The organism is Ralstonia sp. 110700041-2 (assembly GCF_056280165.1).
In genome coordinates this window covers 1-19,221 of the sequence record NZ_JBSFAI010000001.1, presented here as the reverse complement: position 1 = coordinate 19,221, position 19,221 = coordinate 1, and the positions used below count along the sequence as shown (strand labels likewise).

The following is a 19,221-nucleotide window of genomic DNA, read 5'->3' as shown; positions in this document are numbered from 1 at the left end:
ACACGACTCGGGCGCAGACGCCTTCATCCCTCCGGAAGAGCGTCAGAAAACGCAGAGCACGCAACAATAGGGAACCATTGAATATTCTACGTTCTTTCATTATCAGTGGATTGAAAAGAAACTTAACCACCCATTAGAGGGGAGAAGCGTACTCTCCGTTGAAAGCCACCTAGCTGAACTGGTTTCGAGTCGGGAAGTTATGCGATGGTCATCGTAAAACCACAGTTCGGCCATCGTGATTCAGTAGATTGGATTTCAAAGTGGCTGCGGTTCAATGCGTTTCAACGTCGCGCTCTTCGACTTCTGGCGCCGTGACGACTCGATTGCGCCCTGTGGCTTTTGCCAGATACAGTGCCGCGTCAGCCCGCGCCAAGGCAACCTCCAACGTATCTCCGGGCATGACGCATTCGACCCCGGCGCTGAATGTGCAGCGGACGCCTTCTGTTGGCGATCGTTCGACGGCAAGCCGCAGTTCGTTTATCAACGCCGCTGCGTCTGCCTTTTGTGCATCCACACAAATAATCGCGAATTCCTCCCCGCCTAGACGCCCGAAAAGGTCGCTCGACCGCAGTCGTGCGGTCACAACAGATGCGACGTGTCTAAGGGTCCGATCTCCGACTGCATGGCCAAAAGCGTCGTTGACGGCTTTGAATTCGTCGATGTCCAGAATGGCGATCGATACCGGCTTGCCCTTTGCAACCGCTTCGCGAAGCACCGCGTTCGCCTTTTCGATGAAGGCTCGTCGCATCAGTGCACCGGTCAGTTCGTCGATACTCGCGAGCTGTTCCATTCTTCGCGCGAGCTGATCATGTGCAAGCATCACCATCCCGGTTGACAGGCACGGCAACGTGACAATTGCGAGCCCGAGAAACAGAACGTTCCAGGGCGAGGGATCCAGAAGAGCCATTTGCGGCACACCGAAGCCTCCAGCGACGGCCCGCGCGATATGGAATAACGCGCCCAGATAGGCGGCCGCCGCAACGAATCGATATGGGTAGCGCGCACCGTCACGCGGCGCGTGACGCAGCGCCAACGTACCCACAGCGATTCGTGAATAAGCGAGCAAAATGGAGACGAGCGCGATCTTCGCACCGAAGTTCGGCGACACGTAAGTAAAGTACACCAACGCTGCGAAGGCGATGGCGAATGCCGCAGTTTCGTCGTGCCGTACGTAACTCATGCCGAAGAACTGCCGCATCCCCTGCACGAGCAACAGCATGGCCGTCACCGCAATCAACGCAGCCCCAATGGTCGTGAACTGTCCTGGCTGAGTACCGGCGACCAACATCCACGCCAAAGCAGTGGCCAACAGTGCATGAGCTAAGCACCAGCGACCTATACCCATCACCCCAGTCCGAAGCAGCGAACCAAGGATGGCGACGCTCATCAGGCAAGACATGATCACAATACCTACCAGAATGAGGGGGCTGAGCATGAGATCGGGGTGGTGACAAAAAATTGGCGAAACAAGAGGAGCAAAACCGTATTCGACAACTGAGCGCAGAACGAACGAATCCGCTGGCAGGCGATTCTGTTGCTAGATTTTGGGAATAGCAGTTGCGTGGCTCTCAAGCGGCCACCGCACCGTGCTGTTCCCGAGCTTGAAGATTGGCCGCGCGACACAGTGCATCGGCCTGCTCGGCCATTGTATGAGCGGCGGCCTAACGCTCTTCTACCAGTTCTGCATTCCGCTCTGTGACCTCCTCGATCCGATCGACGGCCGTGCTGACTTGCTCGACAGGTACATGGTGTTGGGTAAGGCGATGACGGCCGGGCAGGGTCTCAGCCTCTACGTCCTCTTATCGACTAATTTGCGTGCCACTTAATACTGTTTTCAGCAATGCAAAGCGCCATGACGGACCAAGAAAAGAGCGCCGTCTATCAGCGTGTCGGTTTAAGACGCTGCTACGGCATCGGGTGGAGCGTCGTGGGTCGATGGCGTATGCCTCGTGCTAACGGTTGGTCGGGCTTGGCAGAGGGAGGTTTCTTCCCGGCCTGAAAGTAACATTCACGAGACACCCAGGCTCCAAGCGCAGCGGACGATCCTCGCCCCCATTGAGCTGGGAATCTTCCGTCGTCACGTCTTAACCGCTCGAAACGACGGCAGCCCTGCCCGGATAGGTGCGTAGCAGCGGTCCTGCAGCGCATCTCGTTAAGAGTGTGGCGCCTGCCGCGTTCCAAAAAAAATGGCCGGCGAAAGCGCCGGCCAAACGTCCTTGAACCCGGTGACAAGTCAAGGTCGATATGATCTAGCGGCGACACGTCCCCCGACGCGTCGACCTGCCTTATTGGGCTGAATTAGAAGCGGTGACGCACGCCAACCATCGCGCCAGTCTGGTTCTGACCCGGCAGCGTGTTAGCCGTGCCAGTCACGCCATAAGTTGCGTTTCCCTTGTTGTTCACATAGCCGATCAGCGCGTAGGCGTCGGTACGCTTGGACAGCGCATAGTCCGCGTTCAGCACGAACATCCAGGAGCTGTTGCTGTCGGTACGTGCGTTCGTATAGTAGGCAGCGCCCGTCAGAGTGAACGCAGGGGTAAGTTTGTAGAGCGCGCCGAGCCAGTAAAGATTGTCGTGGCGTGCAGTGCCGGTCGTGACTTCATCGCGCAACCAGCGATAACCAGCAAACACCTTGGCATCGCCTACTGCATAAGACGCGCCAATGGCAGCGCGTTTGGCATCGAGTGCTGAGGCAGCAATGGTGCTGCCCTGGTACTGGTCATAGGCGACACCCACCGAAAGCGGACCATTTGCGTAAGCTACGCCCGCGCCATAGTTCTTGCCGACCTTGAAGCTGCCTGGGACCTCACCGCCGAGTCCGGAATTGCTGTCGCGCCCGAAGCTATAGAAACCCGTCGCAGTCAACCCGCCGAACTTACCCGTGTATTTGACTGCATTGTCGGCGCGGCCATTGAATTGGTTGTCCACCGAATTCAGCGAGTAGTTCGGTCCAACGGCCATCGGATCGTAAGCTGCGAACAGGTCGTACAGCGCGTTTTGCTGACGCCCCAGCGTGACGGCGCCGAAATCGCCCTGCAAGCCTACGTAGGCCTGGCGACCAAACAACCGACTACCCTGCGCAGATTTGCCGGTGTCGATGTCAAAGCCGCTTTCCAATACGAAGATACCCTTCAGGTTATTCCCCAGATCTTCAGCGCCACGGATGCCCCAGCGCGACCCAGATAGTCCACCAGAGGTGAGCGCGGTGACCGAGCCGTTGCTGTTGGCACCGCCTTTCACGTGGCTTTGATAGCTGACGCCGGCGTCAACAATGCCGTAAAGCGTGACATTCGACGACTGCGCAAATGCGGCGGCAGGCACGGTGCCGGCCGCGATTGTCACTGCGAGGAGAGTTTTTTTCACTGTTAGCCTCAATTGCTGTTTGAACGAATGAATCTGCGATGGGGCCTGTCGTAACCAGCTAATGAACGCGCCCCCGAACGCTAAGGCGAGATAATGCGTCAGTTATGTGACAGCAATAAGTAAACAATCCAGATGAACGGCTCTTTAATGTTTCTTTTTTAGAAATAATCGATCCGAGTATTGCGCTACTCGAAAGACAGGCTGCAGTGCGCTTGCCAGCATCAAGCCCTGCGCTCAGCAACTCGATGAGCAGGTGATGCCATCCGCAGATTCCTGCATACCGCGTGGCCTGTTCGTCAGGCGCCCACCGCGCTGTCCCTGAGCTTGAAGACTGCAACCGCGCGGCGCAGTGAATCGGCCTGCTCGGCCATGGCATGCGCGGCAGCCGACGCCTCTTCCACCAATGCCGCATTCTGCTGGGTGACTTCTTCAATCTGGCCCACGGCAACGTTCACTTGATCGATACCGGTGCTTTGCTCGGCCGAAGCTGCGGAAATCTCGCCAACGATCTGCGTCACGCGATGCACCGAGGTGACGATGTCATCGATGATGGTGCCGGCTTCGTGCACCAACCGCGCCCCCGCTTCCACGCGCTCTGTGGATTGACTGATCAAGCCCTTGATTTCCTTGGCTGCCGAGGCGCTACGCTGCGCGAGCGTGCGCACCTCGCCTGCCACGACGGCAAAGCCCCGGCCCTGCTCGCCGGCACGGGCCGCTTCAACTGCAGCGTTGAGGGCCAGGATATTGGTCTGGAAGGCAATGCTGTCGATGACACCAATGATCTCGCCCACCTTCGCAGAGCTCTCAGAGATGCCTTGCATGGTCTGCACAACTTCGTTCATGACCTTGCCGCCGCGTGCTGCGGTGTCGGAAGCGTGCCCCGCGAGCGAGGAGGCCTGCACGGCGCTCTCCGAATTGCGTCGGACGGTTGAGGTCAGCTCCCCAATGTTCGCGGCGGTCTCTTCCAGCGACGCCGCCTGTTCTTCCGTACGCGACGAAAGATTCAGGTTGCCCGCAGCAATCTGTGAGCTGGCAGCGGCAACGCCTTCGGCATTCCGACGCACTTCGCTCACCACGTTGGCAAGGTTGGTTTGCATCTGCTTGAGGGCATGGAGCAATTGACCGATCTCGTCTGTGCCGCGTGAGTCAAACGGCTTGGCTAGATCGCCATGCGAAACCGCGCTGGCCACATCCGCCGCGCGGGCAAGTGGCTTCGTAATGGTGCGGCTGAATATGAAAGCGCCGGCCAGCCCCAGCCCGAATGCCACGAGCATCAGTGCGGAGCTGACGACCAATGCGGTGTGCGCGGCTTCAGCCGTTTTGGCTGATACGGCGATGCTTTCCTTCGCGATCTCTTGAGCCGCTTCATCCAGCAGGCGTGCTGGCTCGCGATCGACCCCGGCTACGACCTTGTCGCCAACCGTAGGGTCGAACGAGGCGGCGACGAACATATCGTGGCCCTTTCGGTAGCCGACGCCCATGGCGACATGCGCTTCGGCAAATTGCTTGATCAGGTCTCGACTCTTGCCAGGTGGAAGCGAATCCTGCAGCGCCTTTGCCTGATCAGAAACAGCCTGCTCACCTTTCAGGAAGGCCGCCCAATATTTGTCCAGCTTGACTGGGTCTTCACCACGCAGAAGCGTGTCCTTCCACTCCTGCACTTGCGTTTTGAAGGTAACGAGCATTTTCGTCACCGCCCGCTCATCGGCGACGCGGGCCTGCACGGTGGTGTTGTATTCAACGATGGAGTGGTTGAGCGAAGCGATTCCGTAGATTGCTCCGGAGAACATCAGCAGCAGCGCAATACCAAAGGCGAGGGGCAGTTTGATCGACAGTTTCATGATGACGGGTAAGACGAGTTCGGCGAGACCTGGTCCTCGCCTGGACGTCTTCTTATCGGCCAATCTGCGTGCCACTTAAGATGAATTTTTGCAGTGCACTATTGCTGCGAAAATATGTGCGCCGTCTACCACCCTGCCGCTGTTGAAGCGCGACGCGCCCGCGCCGTGTCCTCTATATTTACGGTTGATAGGTGTCAAGGCCAGTGCCGAGGACTCGTCTACAGTGGGCTGATAGTCTGGTGGCCAACGTCTCCGGCTTGGCTCCTACCTCTCAATGGAGTGATGAGACTGCATGTGTGTGTCAGCAAGCCGCGCATCGATTCAATTGGGAGATTGGGCTGCTCGCTGCGACCGGTGCTCTGATCTCAATGGGCAATTCTGATGGTCAACTCCGCCGCATCATCTCCTTTGCATGCCGAAGCACAGGCCCTGTCGATGCTCTCTCGGCTGGCCACGCCTGAGATCGCAATCGTCGAGCACTGGGCACCAGAGTATCTACGGAGCAACGACCCCGAGATCGGTCATCGGATGAGAGTCGCCATCCGTAGACTGCGGGCGCTGTTGTGGGCCTATCGGGACCTGCTTCCGAAGGCGCTGGCCGATGACTGGCGATGCAGGCTAGCGGATGTTGCGGCTCAAATTGGGCCGCCGAGGAACTGGGACATCATCGTCAACGTGCTGTTGCGCGCTGCCGTTCCGCCGAGCCAGCCCTCTGCCTTGATCTTGCTGGAGGCGTTGGAAGACATCAGGCAGCGCGCGCGTGCCGAGAGCCGCGTTACCTTCGAAGGCATCGGGCCTGAGAAGCTGATGGCTGACTTTAGAGAAGCGATTGGCAACGCAACGCAGGCACAGCCAGAGACCAGCGAGACGCTCGGAAAGTTTGCGCCCGCCAGTATTGCAGCGGCGTCCAGGCGGGTGAATCGAGCGCTTCGTCGCGCGTCGAATGGTGGCTTGCAGGAATTGCATCAGACGCGTATCCAAATCAAGCGACTGCGTTACCTGCTTGAGTTCTTCTCGCCCGTGTTGGGAAAGAAGGACATCAAACGAATTCGCCGACTGGAACAGCTTCAAGACGCTTTAGGAGAGCTGAACGACGTGGTTGTCGGGGCAACCTACATCTCCCAAGTCCCCGTCAGGCCGGAGTACGCGACAGCCCACGAACTGTTTGTGCAATGGCTTAGAAAGGAGAAGAAGGCCCGACGTCGTGCTGCTATTGCCGCATTAGGGTGTCTTCCTTGCGAGCGCTGAGGTTCTACTTGGAGCACCGGTCGGGGAGGTGCAGTCACTTATCCACAGAAGCAGTGGGCAAGATCCGGTCCGAGCTTTGTCAGGAGGCGTCGGGCCTCAGCCTGATCGGTGTGTTCAAATTTTTTGCCCGTCGGAAACTATATATACTGTTTCAGTACACATCAGAAAAGGGGGCACCAGATGGAACTCGAAATGGCAAAGCAAGCGGCAGTGGCTGAGAACGCATCGTCCAGTGCGACAGCAAAGACTGGCCGAACCAAATCTGAAGCGAGCGCAGGCGCGCGAGCAACCAAACAAAGCTCGGCCAAGCCGGCGGCATTGCCAACCGGGCAAGAGAAGAACCAGAAGAAGATAAAGCGTGCTGCCAGCGTGGCTACCCCAGCGGGAGAGATGGCACCGGAGAAGCCGAAGAAAACCAAGGTTGTGCGGGACAGTTTCACGATGCCGGAATCAGACTATCGAATGCTCGCCGAGATCAAGGAGAGGTGTCTCGCAGGTGGTAGGAAGGTCAAGAAGAGCGAACTCTTGCGCGCTGGAGTCAACCTACTGGCCGCGATGCCGGCGAATCGTCTGCTCGCCGTCGTAGCGAAACTAGAGTCTGTGAAGACGGGCCGACCAGCAAAGGATTGATGGTGCGGTATTCACGCTGACGACGATCTGCCAATCAGCGCTTGTATGGACCGGCATACGCGAACTGCCCCCTTGCCCCCTACAGGTGCGAACCTACAGCGGACCCCTGAACACCGAATCGGCAAAAAAAACGCAGCCATCTTGGCTGCGCACGAGGAGGAAAAACCCGACCTATCTTCTTTGAATTAAGTTACATGAAAGCAATGACAAAAATGTCATACATGTAATGTAAGTCTTCGACAATTGCCTTGCAGCCGTCGCCTGCCGACAATATCAAGACAGCGATGAATACTTGGGGGCGCTGGAATGCAGCAGTGGGCAATTCAGCAGTTCAGGGGCTGCTCAATACAGGTGCTGGCCGTGCTCGGCAGGGGCTCCGGATTCAGATACGCATACACAGGGTTTATCTGCGCACCACGGGACGGTGCCATGTCCTATCCGCAGATGCAGCGGCTCCATCGTGTGTCCGCCGATCTTGATTCGGCCGATGCAGCGATCGCCGCAGGCATGCGCGAGGGTCGTGTGATCGCCGAGCGGTGGTTCCCGGCGTTCCTTGAGGGGGGGCAGACGGAGCCGCAGACGCCCATCTGACAGCTTGGCGCATGCCCTCAGCCACCGAGGGCATCTCGCCGTAGTCTTTTTGGCCAGCCCGATGTCGATCGCGACGGCATCGCGGGAGAGATCAGCGCGCGGCGCTGTACACGTCGCTGCCAAAGCCCTGCAGGCCGTTCATGCCAGCATAGCCAAGATGCGATAACCCGAAAACGTCCTCGATGCTCTTGAGCAGGGCATAGTGATTGTAGGGCGTATTGCTGACCGTGCCCGGCTTGACGAAGGGGGAGAGCACCACCGCGCCGACGCGGCCACCGCCAGGGCCGGTCAGGCCCGGCGCGACCGAGTTTGGCCCAGTCGGCTCACCGCAGCAGGCCGAGGTGTCATTCGTATCCGCTTCGTCGAACGTGATGATCAGCAGGCCATCGGACTGGAACGCCGGTGAGTTGATGATCTGCGGCACCCAGGCCTGCAGGAACCGGTTGACCGCCGGCAGTCCGCCTGCGCTCTTGCCGTCCGCGCAGGTGGGCTCGTCGTGACCATCGTTGCACAGGTTTGGCACGATGAAGGAGAACGCGGGCGTGGTTGCAACGCTGTTCAGATCGGTGGCCAGCGAATCGAGCCGCACCACATGACTGTCGCAATACGACTGGTTGTCGATCACGGAGTGGAAATACATGAACGGGTTGTGGCGCGTCGCGTATCCGTCCGTCGCGATGGCGGACTGCGTGCCGTCCTTGCCATTGAGGGCGGGGTGGGAGCAGGTCGATCTGCCGTCGCGCGTGAGATCGTTGCCCATGTCTTCCATATAGCCGCGCCAAGCCAACCCTTTGGCATCCAGTTGGCTGGCGATCGTGCCGATGGCGGCAGGGTAGACACAGCCGGTTCCAGTCACCTGCCCGTTGGCATCGGGGCTCATGGTGCCCAACCAGTCGGTGTAGTACTGGCAGTCAGCCTGGGTCTGCGCATTGGGTGCCTGACCGCTGATCATGGTCAGGTAGTTATCGTTGCTGTTGTGGCCGGTACCGTAGTACTGAGTCAGCAACGCGCCTTGGCTCGTCAGCGTGTTTGCGAGGTAAGGCGCTTGGCTGCCAGAGCCGAAAGTCTGGGTATAGCCTTTGTTCTCCAGCACGATGACGAACACATGGCCGATCCGGCTTGCGGTTGGCGTCACTGGGGCCTGCGCGGGTGGCGAGACTGGAGCCGGCGACACTGCTGCCGAAGGCCCACCTGTCGAGTTGGCTGCATCGCTCGCGCCGCCGCAGCCCGTCAGCAGGCAGGCGAGGAAGGTTGCGAGGATGCCGCTGGTCAGCCAGTTCAATTTGGAAAGTCGCATGATGGCCATGATTCAAGGAAGAGGAAAGCCCAACGAGGTGGCGATCGTGCGAAGGGAGCTGATGCCAGGAACGCCGCTGATGCCGGGGACGCTGCCGGTGATGGAGCCGGAGCACACGCCCCCGAACGGACCTTGCGGGACCGAGTAAGCCGGCGCAGACAGGTTTGGCTGAGCGACGAAGTCGAGCGCGTAGGCGATCGAATTGGTGTCCGGCAGCCCGCCACGCGCGCCGAGGGCGTTCAGCCCGAAGCGCCAGGTTAGCAACTGATGGATTGAACTCGGGTCGAGCGGCCAATGACTGACGTGCCCACGCTTGACCCGGGGCCCGATCAGCACCATCGGCACACGGAAGCCGAGGTAGCCGTCGTTGCCCAACTGTGTCTCTGCGGCAGACACCGGGCGCTTGAACGGCGGCACGTGGTCGAAGAAGCCGCCCCACTCGTCGTAGGTGATGATCAGCAGCGTTTTTTGCCAACCTGGACCATTACGCACGGCATCATAGATTTGATTGAGAAAGACCTGTCCGTTGCGGATATCCGAGTTCGGGTGATCATCGGCCGATACGCCTTGCGGGTTCTCCCCGGTAAAGCGCGGATCGACGTATGAGAATGCAGGTAGGGTGCCGGCTGCGGCGTCCGTCAAAAACGTTGCGAACGGTTTGGAGGTATTGAGATACTTGGCGCCAAACAGCGCCGTGAACGGCACGTCGCTGAAGTAATAGTTGGCCGACACGCCCTTTTCGGCAAAGCGATCGAAGATCGTCGGGAGCGAACAGGTTGCATTGGAGTTGTGTAACCGGTCAGTCTCGCCACACATCAAGTAAAACCGGTTCGGATACGTCTCCGCCAGAATGCCGCAGTGGTAGCTGTCGCATACCGTCCAATCGCGAGCGGCGGATCCGAAGAAAGACAAATCCTCGGCCTGGTAGTAGCCGATTGGAAACAGGTCGCCAGGCGTCTTGTTTGTGTCGGCCGTGAGCAACCATCCGTCCATCTTCCCGCCATTGAGCTGGGTGCGCGCTCCCTCGTAGCTGTGATCCGGATCGGCAAAGCCGCAGCCCTGGAAACCATACTTGGGATCAGTCGCGAGGCGGAACGAATTCTGCGGATTGCCAAAGGCGTCGATGAACTGGAGTCCAGCCTGCTTTCCGTGGGCGCCTGGCAGCCAGCCCAGATAGTGGTCGAACGATCGGTTTTCCATCACCACCAGCACGACGTGGTCGATACCCGACTGCGCAGGACCGGGCAAGACCGGTGGCACCAACTGGGTTGGCACGGGCGCGCTGCCCGTAGATGAGGCGCCACCTGAATCCCCCGAGAGGCTGCCATCGCCGCCTCCGCCACATGCAGACAAGCCGGCACCGGCGAGCGTTGCGGCCGCCGCACCAAGCAATCGGCGGCGCGTCTGGAAACGCACCGTTGAAATCTTCTGAGTCACGCTACTTCTCCTGCTTATTTATCGCCCTGAGGGCATCCCTAGAACGCGCGGACAGTAGCAGTGGTGCTCGGACCATCATGTGACAGGATCGCGAAGTAGAGTCGTGGCTCTTATTCAAACGGTCTGGATGCGGCGTGTGGTGCACACGTCGTCAAGACTGCTTCGAGATTAGGTGCGGGTATGCAACGCCTGGCGGACGGGCGCGGGATAAAAATCTGGCAACGGCAGCGGAATCGCAGTTGGAGGCGAGCGAGTTGTCAGCTCACCCGCTATCACAGAGGAAACGCTAGTCGATGAACACAGTCCGGTTCTTGCCAGAGGTCTTCGCGCGATACATCGCACTATCTGCGCGACGCATGATGGCGGGGATGTCGAGTGGGGCGTCTCGCGTGTCGGCTGAAAACAGGTAGACGCCGATGCTGGCCGACACAGAAACCGGATGCCCATCAACGGTTTGAATCGCATTCAGTACCGATTGGACTTCATCTGCAATGGCTTGCGCGTCTGTCTTGCTATAAAGGTCGCGCGCCAGAATCACAAACTCGTCGCCTCCCAAGCGGGAGAGCGTATCGCCCCGGCGCATCCGAGCTTGCAAGGCATGGGCAAAGCGTTGCAGCAGCAAGTCTCCTACTCCGTGCCCATATGCATCGTTGACTTGTTTGAATCCGTCCAAATCAATGAGCAACAGAGCCGTTCGGTACGCTTCCCCGTCTTGAGCAGAAAGGACGCGTGCGACGGCCTTCTCAAGGCTCTTGCGATTGCTCAGACCCGTCAAAGGGTCGGTAGCGGCTCGCTTCTCGAGCCTGTTGACCAGCACTGACAAGTAGATCGAGGTTGCGGTAACCCCAAAGGCGATGCCCAGCGCGGCGGAAAAATTCTCTTGCCACCACGGTGCCCATCGCATGAGCGTGACAATGCCAGCAAGCGCGACAGTACAGGAGAGTGCCAACATGCGCTTGCCATGGCGACACCCTGCGCCTACCAAAAACCAGAAAAAGGCCCAAAGCATGGGCAATGCAATCCGGCCTCCTGCGGCAAGAATCATCACCACCGACGCCTGGTCCATGACGGTGGTCGTCACTAAGCGCGTGCGCGATGGGGCGGACACTGTGTTGACAGCCAAATACGTACCGACGCTGAATACGGCATAAAAAAGACATACCAATAGCGTTCGGTATGCCTCAGGCGTTGGTTGGATGAGTGCAACGACTGTATAGGCCAGGAAGGGGAACGGGCCTAGATAGACCCGCAACAGCGCTTGCTCATACTCCGGCAGCCTTTCAACGGTGCTCAAACGCCGGGCTCCGCTTACGCCAAGTAAATCTGCCCATCTCATATGAATTCGCAAACCACAACCTTTCTTGTTTTGGCCGAGTGTAGTTGATGCGCAGGCGCTTCGGTTCATCTGCCAACGTAGTTAATTGGTGGGGTTGCGCGACCGCGCAAACCAAATCGAACCGTTGATTACCGACGTTGGTGGATGTAGGGCGTCCCCCCTCTCGAGGGGGGCACATATATATTGACGTCGTTCATCTACGTTACGGTACATCACTGGCTCAAGCATCGCGGCATGCCTACATTGCCAGCGCTTCCTCAGATCGCTGGGATCACTTGCCAAAGTACTGACGCCGCTCTGAAGAACCGGTCCCCACCGGCCGACACTTGCAAACAAGTGACCATGCTGTTTCATCGCACAGCGCAGCGCGCCCCGCGTCGAACCTTGGTCTGGGACGATATTCGTGGTCAACTGGAGCGCTGGCGGCAGCATATGCGACGCCGGGGCGAGCAGAGCGTGGAAAAAGCCCGAGATGCGATTGATGCCGCATGCCAGGAAATCCTCAGCGAAGGGGAGCGATCAATTTTCGCGAAATAAGAAAGCGTGTCCGCAAGAGGCGCTTGGCAGCGTTAGAGGGGTTATCACCTTGCTGCAGGAAGCGCGGGATCGTATGGAGGCGGACTGAAGGTCGCCGAAGCGTAACCGCAATGAAAAAAGCCGACGCGCAAACGTCAGCTTTTTTTGCCCATCGGTTTTGCGACCGTTTGAAGACCCGCCCGTTAAGGTGCGCCGTGCCGATAAAGCATAACGTGGCCGACGAATAAAGCATAACGTGGCCGGCTGCACAGGGGCTTAGTCTGGCTTGGCGCTAGGCCATAAAGCACAACTTGGCCCAATGGGACGGAATAAGGCATAACCTGTCCAAACGGATTTCTTCCCGTTGAGGCCCGCGCAATGCGGGTCTTGGGACGTTGTAGCAGAGCGTCCCGAGTCGCGAGTTCGTCATTGGACCGTCTACCTACTGATCATGACGACGCATGCTGCTGCTCGGCTCAGGCGGTAGGGCATAGAGCCACGGGCAGGGCTGAAATCTTTGGCCCTAATGGAACTGCCTCCGACCTTCCAATGAATTAAGCTTCGGGTCGTAGGAATGTGCCGAACGGCCTACTTCGGCGTTCTCTAATAGACAGCGACGTTGTCTATTAGACAGCAGGTTGATCCAACGTACAACGCCGGTAGCAGGATGCAGGGGCTCGCGCCTATATTCGCCGTCGACAACCGCCAGAAGTCCGGCCGTTTCGACTCGTTTTACTTCGACACAGATAACTTGGGACGCCATCCGCATCGCACCCGAACTTGCTGTGTCGCTCATGGCTGGTCTCCCGTGATAGCGCTGTTGCGTGGATGATCCTGACGCCCACGGGGGACGGTCAGGTATTTGAGACTGAGGAAAGCATAACAAATCACCGTAGCGGTCAGGCCAAGCAGGATGTAACTGGTTCTGGGCAATAGCAGGGCAAGCCCGGTCAACACAAACACGACCAGGGTGTTGACGACCAACTGGCGCCGCAACTCAGGACGCTCCATGAAATAGGCGTACTGCCTGCCAATGAAAAAGCAGACCGTGCCGATGACCAACAGTATCCGGAAATCGGATACCTGCATGTCGTCCAGGATCGCATGCCGGATCAGGCTCGCCAGGATCGACAGGCCGATGAAAACAAAAAGATGCGAATACGCGACCGAATGACCGGTCGCGAGCTTCTGTCTGGACAACAGGTGAAAACTGTCAAAGTAGACCCACCAGATGCTGGATATCGTCACGAAGCCGGTGGCGGCGGTCATCAGCCTCACCACAGTCCAGCTAATATTGGCCAGTCCCGCCGACAGGCTGATAACGGACTCTCCCAGTAAGATGAGCGTGAGCAGGCCCACACGCTCGATCAGGTGTTCGGTATGCACTGGGATACCCTGGAGATGACGGGGCAAAAAAAAGAGGAACGCAACCAGATCGAACAGTATTCCAAGGTAAAACACGACATATCGCTGTGGCGCCGGGAACAGGATCGAAGCGAGGCTGATGGTGGCGCCAGCGAGGGTCACCCACCCAACTGCCGTTGTGAGATGCACGCTTTCCTTATGCCGTTGCTTCGATACGAAATACATCATGGCGATGATGTATTTCGAACAAGCGTAGCAGACGATGATGGCCTCAAAGCTGGCCAGGAATCGTTGGTCGATCAAGCCTGAGATGATAATCATCAGGAACATGATGAACAGGGTTGCGAGCCGATGCTTCCGGTCATCCGCGTCGAACCGGTTGGCATACATCGTGTGGCTGACCCAAATCCACCACAAGGGTATGAAAGCGAGGACGTATTGCCAGAACTGGGGTGGGTCAAGATGACCCTCGTGCGTGTGGTTCAGGATATTCGTTACGTCACCGATCGCCACCACAAAAATCAGGTCGAAGAACAACTCGAGCCAGGTGGCACGGCGATTGAGTTCGAAATATTTTGTGTTCTGCATTTTGGGCCTAACAAGTAATGCTAGCGCACCAATCTTCAGTGGTTGTTGAGGTACTGCCGCAGATACTCGACGGTGCGGCTTTCCTTCGCGCGCACGATCTCCACTGGTGTGCCGCTCGCCACGATCTTGCCGCCGGCGTCGCCGGCGCCCGGGCCGACGTCGATAACCCAGTCGCTCTGCGCGGCCACCCGCATGTCGTGTTCGACCACCACGACGGTATTGCCGGCATCCACGAGTCCCTGGAGTTGCACCATGAGCCGGTCCACGTCGGCGGGATGCAGGCCGGTGGTCGGCTCGTCGAGGATATACAGCGTGTCGGAGCGCTGCGCGCGTTGCAGTTCGGTGGCGAGTTTGATGCGCTGGGCTTCGCCGCCGGACAGTTCGGTGGCCGGCTGGCCGAGCCGCAGATAGCCCAGGCCGATGTCGCGCAGCACGTTCAACGCGCGCATCACGCTGGCTTCGTCGGCGAAGAAGTCGCAGGCGGCGTCGACGGTCAGGCGGAGCACCTCGGCGATGTTTTTATCGCGCCACGTGACTTCCAGCGTCTGCGCGTTGTAGCGCGTGCCGTGACATGTCGAGCAGGGCGCGTAGACGCTCGGTAGAAATAGCAGTTCGACGCTGACAAAGCCTTCGCCTTCACAAGTCGGGCAACGGCCTTGCGCCACGTTGAACGAAAAGCGGCCCGCGCTGTAGCGGCGCTTGCGGGCGAGCGGCGTGTCGGCGAACAGCTTGCGCACATGGTCGAACAGGCCCGTGTAAGTGGCAAGGTTGGAACGCGGCGTGCGGCCGATCGGTTTCTGATCGACGCGCACGAGTCGCCGCACGGTGTCCATCCCTTCTGTGATGCGGCCTCCGGTCGGCACGGCGGTGGCGGCGAACAACGGGTCCTGCTCGTCGTTGTCCGGGTTTTCGAAGGCGCGTCCAAGGTGGCTAGCGACCAGCTCGGGCAGTGCCTGGCTCACGAGGCTCGATTTGCCCGAGCCCGACACGCCTGTGACGGCAGTCAGACAGCCGAGCGGAAACGCGGCATCGAGCCCGAGCAAATTGTTGCGCGTGATGCCGGCGAGCCGCAGCCAGCCGGTAGGTTTACGCGGCATACGTTCGACTGGCGCCGGCGGCGCGAACAGATGCCGGCGCGTTTGCGACGCCTCCACCTTCGCGAGTCCGGCGGGCGGCCCGCTATAGACCACATAGCCGCCGGCCTCACCCGCTGCGGGGCCGACGTCGACCAGCCAGTCGGCGCGCCGCATCATCTGCAGATCGTGTTCGACGACAAACAGCGAATTGCCCGCCGCCTTCAATCCCTGCAGCGCGCTGAAGAGTGCTTCGCTATCGGCGGGATGCAGACCGGCTGATGGCTCATCGAGCACGTACACGACGCCGAACAACTGCGACGATAACTGCGTGGCGAGTCGCAGGCGCTGCGTTTCGCCGGATGACAGCGTGGGCGTGCTGCGCTCCAACGCGAGATAGCCCAGGCCCAGATCGACCAGCGTCGTCAGGCGCTCTAGAAGTTCGGCTGCGATACGCTGGGCAGCGACGCGCTTCTCCTCGGACAGGTTGGGCGTGCGCCTCACGTCGGGCGAGGCTTTGTGCGCGGAACCGCCTGCGGCGACCCGCTTTTCGACGGCATCGCGCATGGCGCTCCTGCTGAGCACGCTGCCTCTGGCGGCGTCTTTGACCGAATGAGCGGCATCCGGCTCGGGCCATTTTCCGCGCGCGATCGGTTCGAGCATCTCGGCAAGTCTGGCGAGCGGCAACTGAGCAAAATCGCCGATATCGAGCCCGGCGAACTTCACCGACAGCGCTTCCTTCTTGAGCCGCTTGCCATGGCAGGTCGGACAGACGCTGCCGACCATGAATTGCGACACGCGTTTTTTCATCAGCGCGCTTTGCGTGTTCGCGAACGTGTGCAGCACATAGCGGCGCGCACCGGAGAATGTCCCTTGATAGCTCGGTTCGTCCTTGCGCTTTAGCGCGGCGCGGGTTTCTTTCGGCGTGAGGCCGGCGTAGACGGGCACGGTCGGCTGTTCGTCGGTGAAGAGAATCCAGTCGCGGACTTTCTTCGGCAAATCGCGCCACGGTTTATCGACGTCGTAGCCGAGCGTCACCAGAATGTCGCGCAGATTTTGTCCGTGCCAGGCCGGCGGCCATGCAGCGATTGCGCGCTCGCGAATGGTCAGCGAGTCGTCCGGCACCATGGATTTTTCCGTAACCTCGTACACGCGGCCGAGTCCATGGCAAGTCGGACAGGCGCCTTGCACCGTGTTTGGCGAGAAATCCTCGGCGAACAGCATGGGTTGCTTTGGCGGATAGTCGCCAGTGCGCGAATAGAGCATGCGCACGAGACTCGACAGCGTGGTCACGCTGCCAACCGACGAGCGCGCGCTCGGCGTGCCTCGCTGCTGCTGCAATGCGACCGCGGGCGGCAGGCCTTCGATCGCGTCCACTTCGGGCACGCCGACCTGTTCGATCAGGCGCCGGGCATACGGCGCGACCGATTCGAAATAGCGCCGCTGCGCTTCGGCGTACAACGTGCCAAATGCCAGCGACGATTTTCCCGATCCCGACACGCCGGTGAAGACGACTAGCGCATCACGCGGAATCTGCACGTCGATGTTTTTCAGATTGTGTTCGCGAGCGCCGCGCACGCACACGAAGCCGGTGAAAGCGGGTGCGTCGGATTGCGCCGGCGTCGAGCGAGCTTCGTTGCGGATGGCGTCCATATCGATGAGTAACGAATAAGCATGGCTCGGCTAATCGAGCGAAAACTAATGAAGGCGCTCGGCACAGGCTATTCGGGCTCGAAGGTTGTTGAGCAACGAGGGCGGGGATGGCCGCTGCGGCCAGCATTGTCGGGGCATCCTCACCGCTTCAATTAAACCCGAAGCGCCAGCATGACAGCGGCACATTTCCCCAGACAGCCGAGACTGTAAAGAGCCATCCCTAAAGATTCAAACATGATGTGCGAGACCAGCATGAGGATGCCTGCAACGAATTCCGCACTGTGTCATATCGAAGAGCATGTGTTCTTCAAGGGAAGATTGCATGACGCGGCTCCTCCATTCTTTTTAGACAATCAGGGGGACCAGCCAGGGCTGACACGGACAGCAACAGAAAGCCCCATGACATGATCAAACGATCATCGTTCGCGCTTCTACCAGCCAGCGACGCCGATTTTCTGAAAAGATTCCCTGTGCGATCAAAGCAAAGTGCTTGGTGCGCGCCGGTTCAGGTTCGGCTCGGGCGCATGTATCACGTCCTTCGATTGGTTTCGGGTTTCGGATCTGCTGGCCCACTCTCCTTTTGCATGACTCACTCCTTCAACTCCGGCGACGTATCAAGCCATGCTCAGCCTCGAGAGCAGCGCTTTTGCCGCTGCTTCCGACGAGGCGGGATTCTGTCCAGTAATCAGGCTTGCCGCGACGACCACATAGGATTGCCAATCCGGCCCCTTCGAATACTTGCCTCCATTCTTCTTCAACATGTCCTCGACGAGGAATGGCACCACTTCCGTAAGACCGACGGCCGCTTCTTCTGAATTGGCAAAGCCGGTTACGGGTTTATCGCGCACGAGCGGAGAGCCATCGGGCGCCTTTGCATGACGGAGCACACCGGGTGCATGGCAAACGGCGGCGACCGGCTTTCCCGCCGCATACATGGTTTCGATCAATGAGATCGACTGCGGATCTTCTGCCAGATCCCAGAGCGGTCCGTGTCCGCCGGGATAGAACAAGGCATCATAGTCCGCGGCCGAGACAGTTGAGAGCTTCGCTGTATTTGCCAGGGCCGCTTGCACTTCGTTATCGTTCTTGAAACGCCGGGTTGCTTCGGTTTGCGAATCCGGATCGTCGCTCTTGGGGTCGAGAGGCGGCTGGCCGCCTTTTGGCGAAGCGAGCGTCATCTCGACGCCTGCGTCCTTGAACACGAAATAAGGCGCGGCAAACTCTTCGAGCCAGAATCCGGTTTTCCGGCCCGTATCGCCGAGCTGGTCGTGTGAAGTCAGTACCACCAGAATCTTCATGACAACCTCGCGAGTCCGTTCAATTCACGTTGCAACGAGCCGAAGAGCGGTGTCGTCGACCCAAGTCATTCTGGCAGTATAGGCGGCTGTCAGGAGCGCTGAGGGTGTTGCCGGTTTTTGTGCTGTGTTCTTCCCCGCCCCTTGACCACGTCGGCATCGAACGGTCGGAGGTCGCCGGAACATGTCGATTCCAGTTCCGCCAGTATCGAATTCCTAAGCTCCGCATAACGCGACCAATCGGTAACCTGAAAGAGGCAAGGTCGCGGTGACCCAACGCAAGTACGGATGGCATCTACCGTATGGGCGCCTCTGCCATCGAATTTAGGAATTGCGAACTGTAGATACGAGGCCGTGCTTAGTGCTGTCCCCCGTACGGATTCTCGCAACAGCCCTCACTTTCCAGCCGTGTTGAACATTCGGATGGAGAAAGGAATTTCATGTCATCACCGCGAACTGCCGTTCAGCGTCTACCGAAGCTGAAACCGCGTGCGCAACGGAAGTTCGGTATTGCGATTTTCGTCCCGAAGATTCACTTCGACCGCCCAAGTCACTGCAGGGTCAAGGGGCCCGAAGAATGTCGCTGTAGGTGAAGTTGCCGCTTAGGTTGAGCGGTGGGAGCGACTGGGCTATGAGCCTGATGAGGCCAAGCCGCAAACCTAGGCTCAGTCGAGGTGAGTCTGAGTGAGTGGCAACGTCCTTGTGCCCTCTTGACGAGGGCGACCGTAAGGGGACCCGTAAAGCGTAGAGGTGGGAACTTCAATAGTTTTCGCCCGCCCTCGGCAGACGAAAGAAACCTCATCTCCGATTTGACCGCAGCTGAGTTCCCTGGCCGAGAGGAAGTCGTCGAGCAACTTGAGCAGTACGTTGTGCGACCGATTGATGAGGATGCCCTGACCTGCTCCCCGCGATTAGTACGTTGACGATGTAGAGTCCGTTCCCAAGAGAGGAACGGTCATGAAGAAGCGATTCACCGAAGAACAGATTA

Annotated in this window: 13 protein-coding genes; 4 read left to right on the top strand and 9 right to left on the bottom strand. The window is 59.0% G+C overall.

What is annotated here, in order from left to right:
• Window positions 1-271: 271 nt before the first annotated feature.
• The 3 genes from ACUXH0_RS00065 to ACUXH0_RS00055 form a co-directional block, all read right to left on the bottom strand.
• On the bottom strand, window positions 272-1,435 hold the full coding sequence (locus tag ACUXH0_RS00065; protein ID WP_024541800.1) for a GGDEF domain-containing protein: 1,164 nt from the start codon (window positions 1,433-1,435) through the stop codon (window positions 272-274).
• An 863-nt stretch (window positions 1,436-2,298) separates the two neighbouring features.
• The gene (locus ACUXH0_RS00060; protein WP_004631565.1) at window positions 2,299-3,363 is read right to left on the bottom strand and encodes a porin; all 1,065 of its coding nucleotides are present in this window, start codon (window positions 3,361-3,363) and stop codon (window positions 2,299-2,301) included.
• Between the two features lie 296 nt (window positions 3,364-3,659).
• Window positions 3,660-5,204: a methyl-accepting chemotaxis protein gene (locus ACUXH0_RS00055; RefSeq protein WP_024541802.1), complete on the bottom strand. Its 1,545-nt coding sequence runs from the start codon at window positions 5,202-5,204 to the stop codon at window positions 3,660-3,662.
• A gap of 381 nt (window positions 5,205-5,585) precedes the next feature.
• Here ACUXH0_RS00055 and ACUXH0_RS00050 point away from each other — a divergent pair, with 381 nt between their 5' ends.
• From ACUXH0_RS00050 to ACUXH0_RS00040, 3 genes are all read left to right on the top strand, one after another.
• On the top strand, window positions 5,586-6,452 hold the full coding sequence (locus ACUXH0_RS00050) for a CHAD domain-containing protein (RefSeq protein WP_004631567.1): 867 nt from the start codon (window positions 5,586-5,588) through the stop codon (window positions 6,450-6,452).
• Between the two features lie 180 nt (window positions 6,453-6,632).
• Entirely contained in the window at window positions 6,633-7,082 is a 450-nt protein-coding gene (locus ACUXH0_RS00045; protein ID WP_024541803.1) for a hypothetical protein, read from the top strand.
• A gap of 429 nt (window positions 7,083-7,511) precedes the next feature.
• Window positions 7,512-7,673, top strand: a complete 162-nt coding sequence (locus tag ACUXH0_RS00040; RefSeq protein ID WP_249262951.1) for a hypothetical protein — start codon at window positions 7,512-7,514, stop codon at window positions 7,671-7,673.
• A gap of 91 nt (window positions 7,674-7,764) precedes the next feature.
• Here the strand turns inward: ACUXH0_RS00040 and ACUXH0_RS00035 are convergent, their stop codons facing one another.
• The 3 genes from ACUXH0_RS00035 to ACUXH0_RS00025 all read right to left on the bottom strand — a co-directional run bounded on the left by ACUXH0_RS00035 (window position 7,765) and on the right by ACUXH0_RS00025 (window position 11,701).
• Window positions 7,765-8,979: an alkaline phosphatase family protein gene (locus tag ACUXH0_RS00035; protein WP_004631569.1), complete on the bottom strand. Its 1,215-nt coding sequence runs from the start codon at window positions 8,977-8,979 to the stop codon at window positions 7,765-7,767.
• Window positions 8,980-8,982: 3 nt separating this feature from the next.
• Window positions 8,983-10,407, bottom strand: coding sequence for an alkaline phosphatase family protein (locus ACUXH0_RS00030; protein WP_024541805.1), 1,425 nt, complete (start codon window positions 10,405-10,407; stop codon window positions 8,983-8,985).
• 286 nt (window positions 10,408-10,693) lie between these two features.
• The gene (locus ACUXH0_RS00025) at window positions 10,694-11,701 is read right to left on the bottom strand and encodes a GGDEF domain-containing protein (RefSeq protein WP_310735943.1); all 1,008 of its coding nucleotides are present in this window, start codon (window positions 11,699-11,701) and stop codon (window positions 10,694-10,696) included.
• Between the two features lie 384 nt (window positions 11,702-12,085).
• On the opposite strand from ACUXH0_RS00025, the gene ACUXH0_RS00020 reads away from it, so the two are divergent.
• On the top strand, window positions 12,086-12,280 hold the full coding sequence (locus ACUXH0_RS00020) for a hypothetical protein (RefSeq protein ID WP_259393653.1): 195 nt from the start codon (window positions 12,086-12,088) through the stop codon (window positions 12,278-12,280).
• 771 nt (window positions 12,281-13,051) lie between these two features.
• Here the strand turns inward: ACUXH0_RS00020 and ACUXH0_RS00015 are convergent.
• The 3 genes from ACUXH0_RS00015 to ACUXH0_RS00005 all read right to left on the bottom strand — a co-directional run bounded on the left by ACUXH0_RS00015 (window position 13,052) and on the right by ACUXH0_RS00005 (window position 18,236).
• Complete coding sequence (locus ACUXH0_RS00015; RefSeq protein WP_182593650.1) at window positions 13,052-14,212, bottom strand: low temperature requirement protein A; 1,161 nt, start codon at window positions 14,210-14,212, stop codon at window positions 13,052-13,054.
• 35 nt (window positions 14,213-14,247) lie between these two features.
• Window positions 14,248-16,938, bottom strand: a complete 2,691-nt coding sequence (locus tag ACUXH0_RS00010) for an excinuclease ABC subunit UvrA (RefSeq protein WP_182593652.1) — start codon at window positions 16,936-16,938, stop codon at window positions 14,248-14,250.
• Between the two features lie 614 nt (window positions 16,939-17,552).
• Window positions 17,553-18,236, bottom strand: coding sequence for a type 1 glutamine amidotransferase domain-containing protein (locus ACUXH0_RS00005; protein ID WP_004631575.1), 684 nt, complete (start codon window positions 18,234-18,236; stop codon window positions 17,553-17,555).
• Between the last annotated feature and the right edge of the window lie 985 nt (window positions 18,237-19,221).

Bases quoted from the DNA above. Each gene is read 5' to 3' on its own strand.
- ACUXH0_RS00065 (WP_024541800.1), bottom strand. From the start codon at position 1,435: ATGCTCAGCCCCCTCATTCTGGTAGGTATTGTGATCATGTCTTGCCTG.
- ACUXH0_RS00055 (WP_024541802.1), bottom strand. From the start codon at position 5,204: ATGAAACTGTCGATCAAACTGCCCCTCGCCTTTGGTATTGCGCTGCTG.
- ACUXH0_RS00050 (WP_004631567.1), top strand. From the start codon at position 5,586: ATGGTCAACTCCGCCGCATCATCTCCTTTGCATGCCGAAGCACAGGCC.
- ACUXH0_RS00045 (WP_024541803.1), top strand. From the start codon at position 6,633: ATGGAACTCGAAATGGCAAAGCAAGCGGCAGTGGCTGAGAACGCATCG.
- ACUXH0_RS00040 (WP_249262951.1), top strand. From the start codon at position 7,512: ATGTCCTATCCGCAGATGCAGCGGCTCCATCGTGTGTCCGCCGATCTT.
- ACUXH0_RS00035 (WP_004631569.1), bottom strand. From the start codon at position 8,979: ATGGCCATCATGCGACTTTCCAAATTGAACTGGCTGACCAGCGGCATC.
- ACUXH0_RS00020 (WP_259393653.1), top strand. From the start codon at position 12,086: ATGCTGTTTCATCGCACAGCGCAGCGCGCCCCGCGTCGAACCTTGGTC.
- ACUXH0_RS00015 (WP_182593650.1), bottom strand. From the start codon at position 14,212: ATGCAGAACACAAAATATTTCGAACTCAATCGCCGTGCCACCTGGCTC.
- ACUXH0_RS00010 (WP_182593652.1), bottom strand. From the start codon at position 16,938: ATGGACGCCATCCGCAACGAAGCTCGCTCGACGCCGGCGCAATCCGAC.
- ACUXH0_RS00005 (WP_004631575.1), bottom strand. From the start codon at position 18,236: ATGAAGATTCTGGTGGTACTGACTTCACACGACCAGCTCGGCGATACG.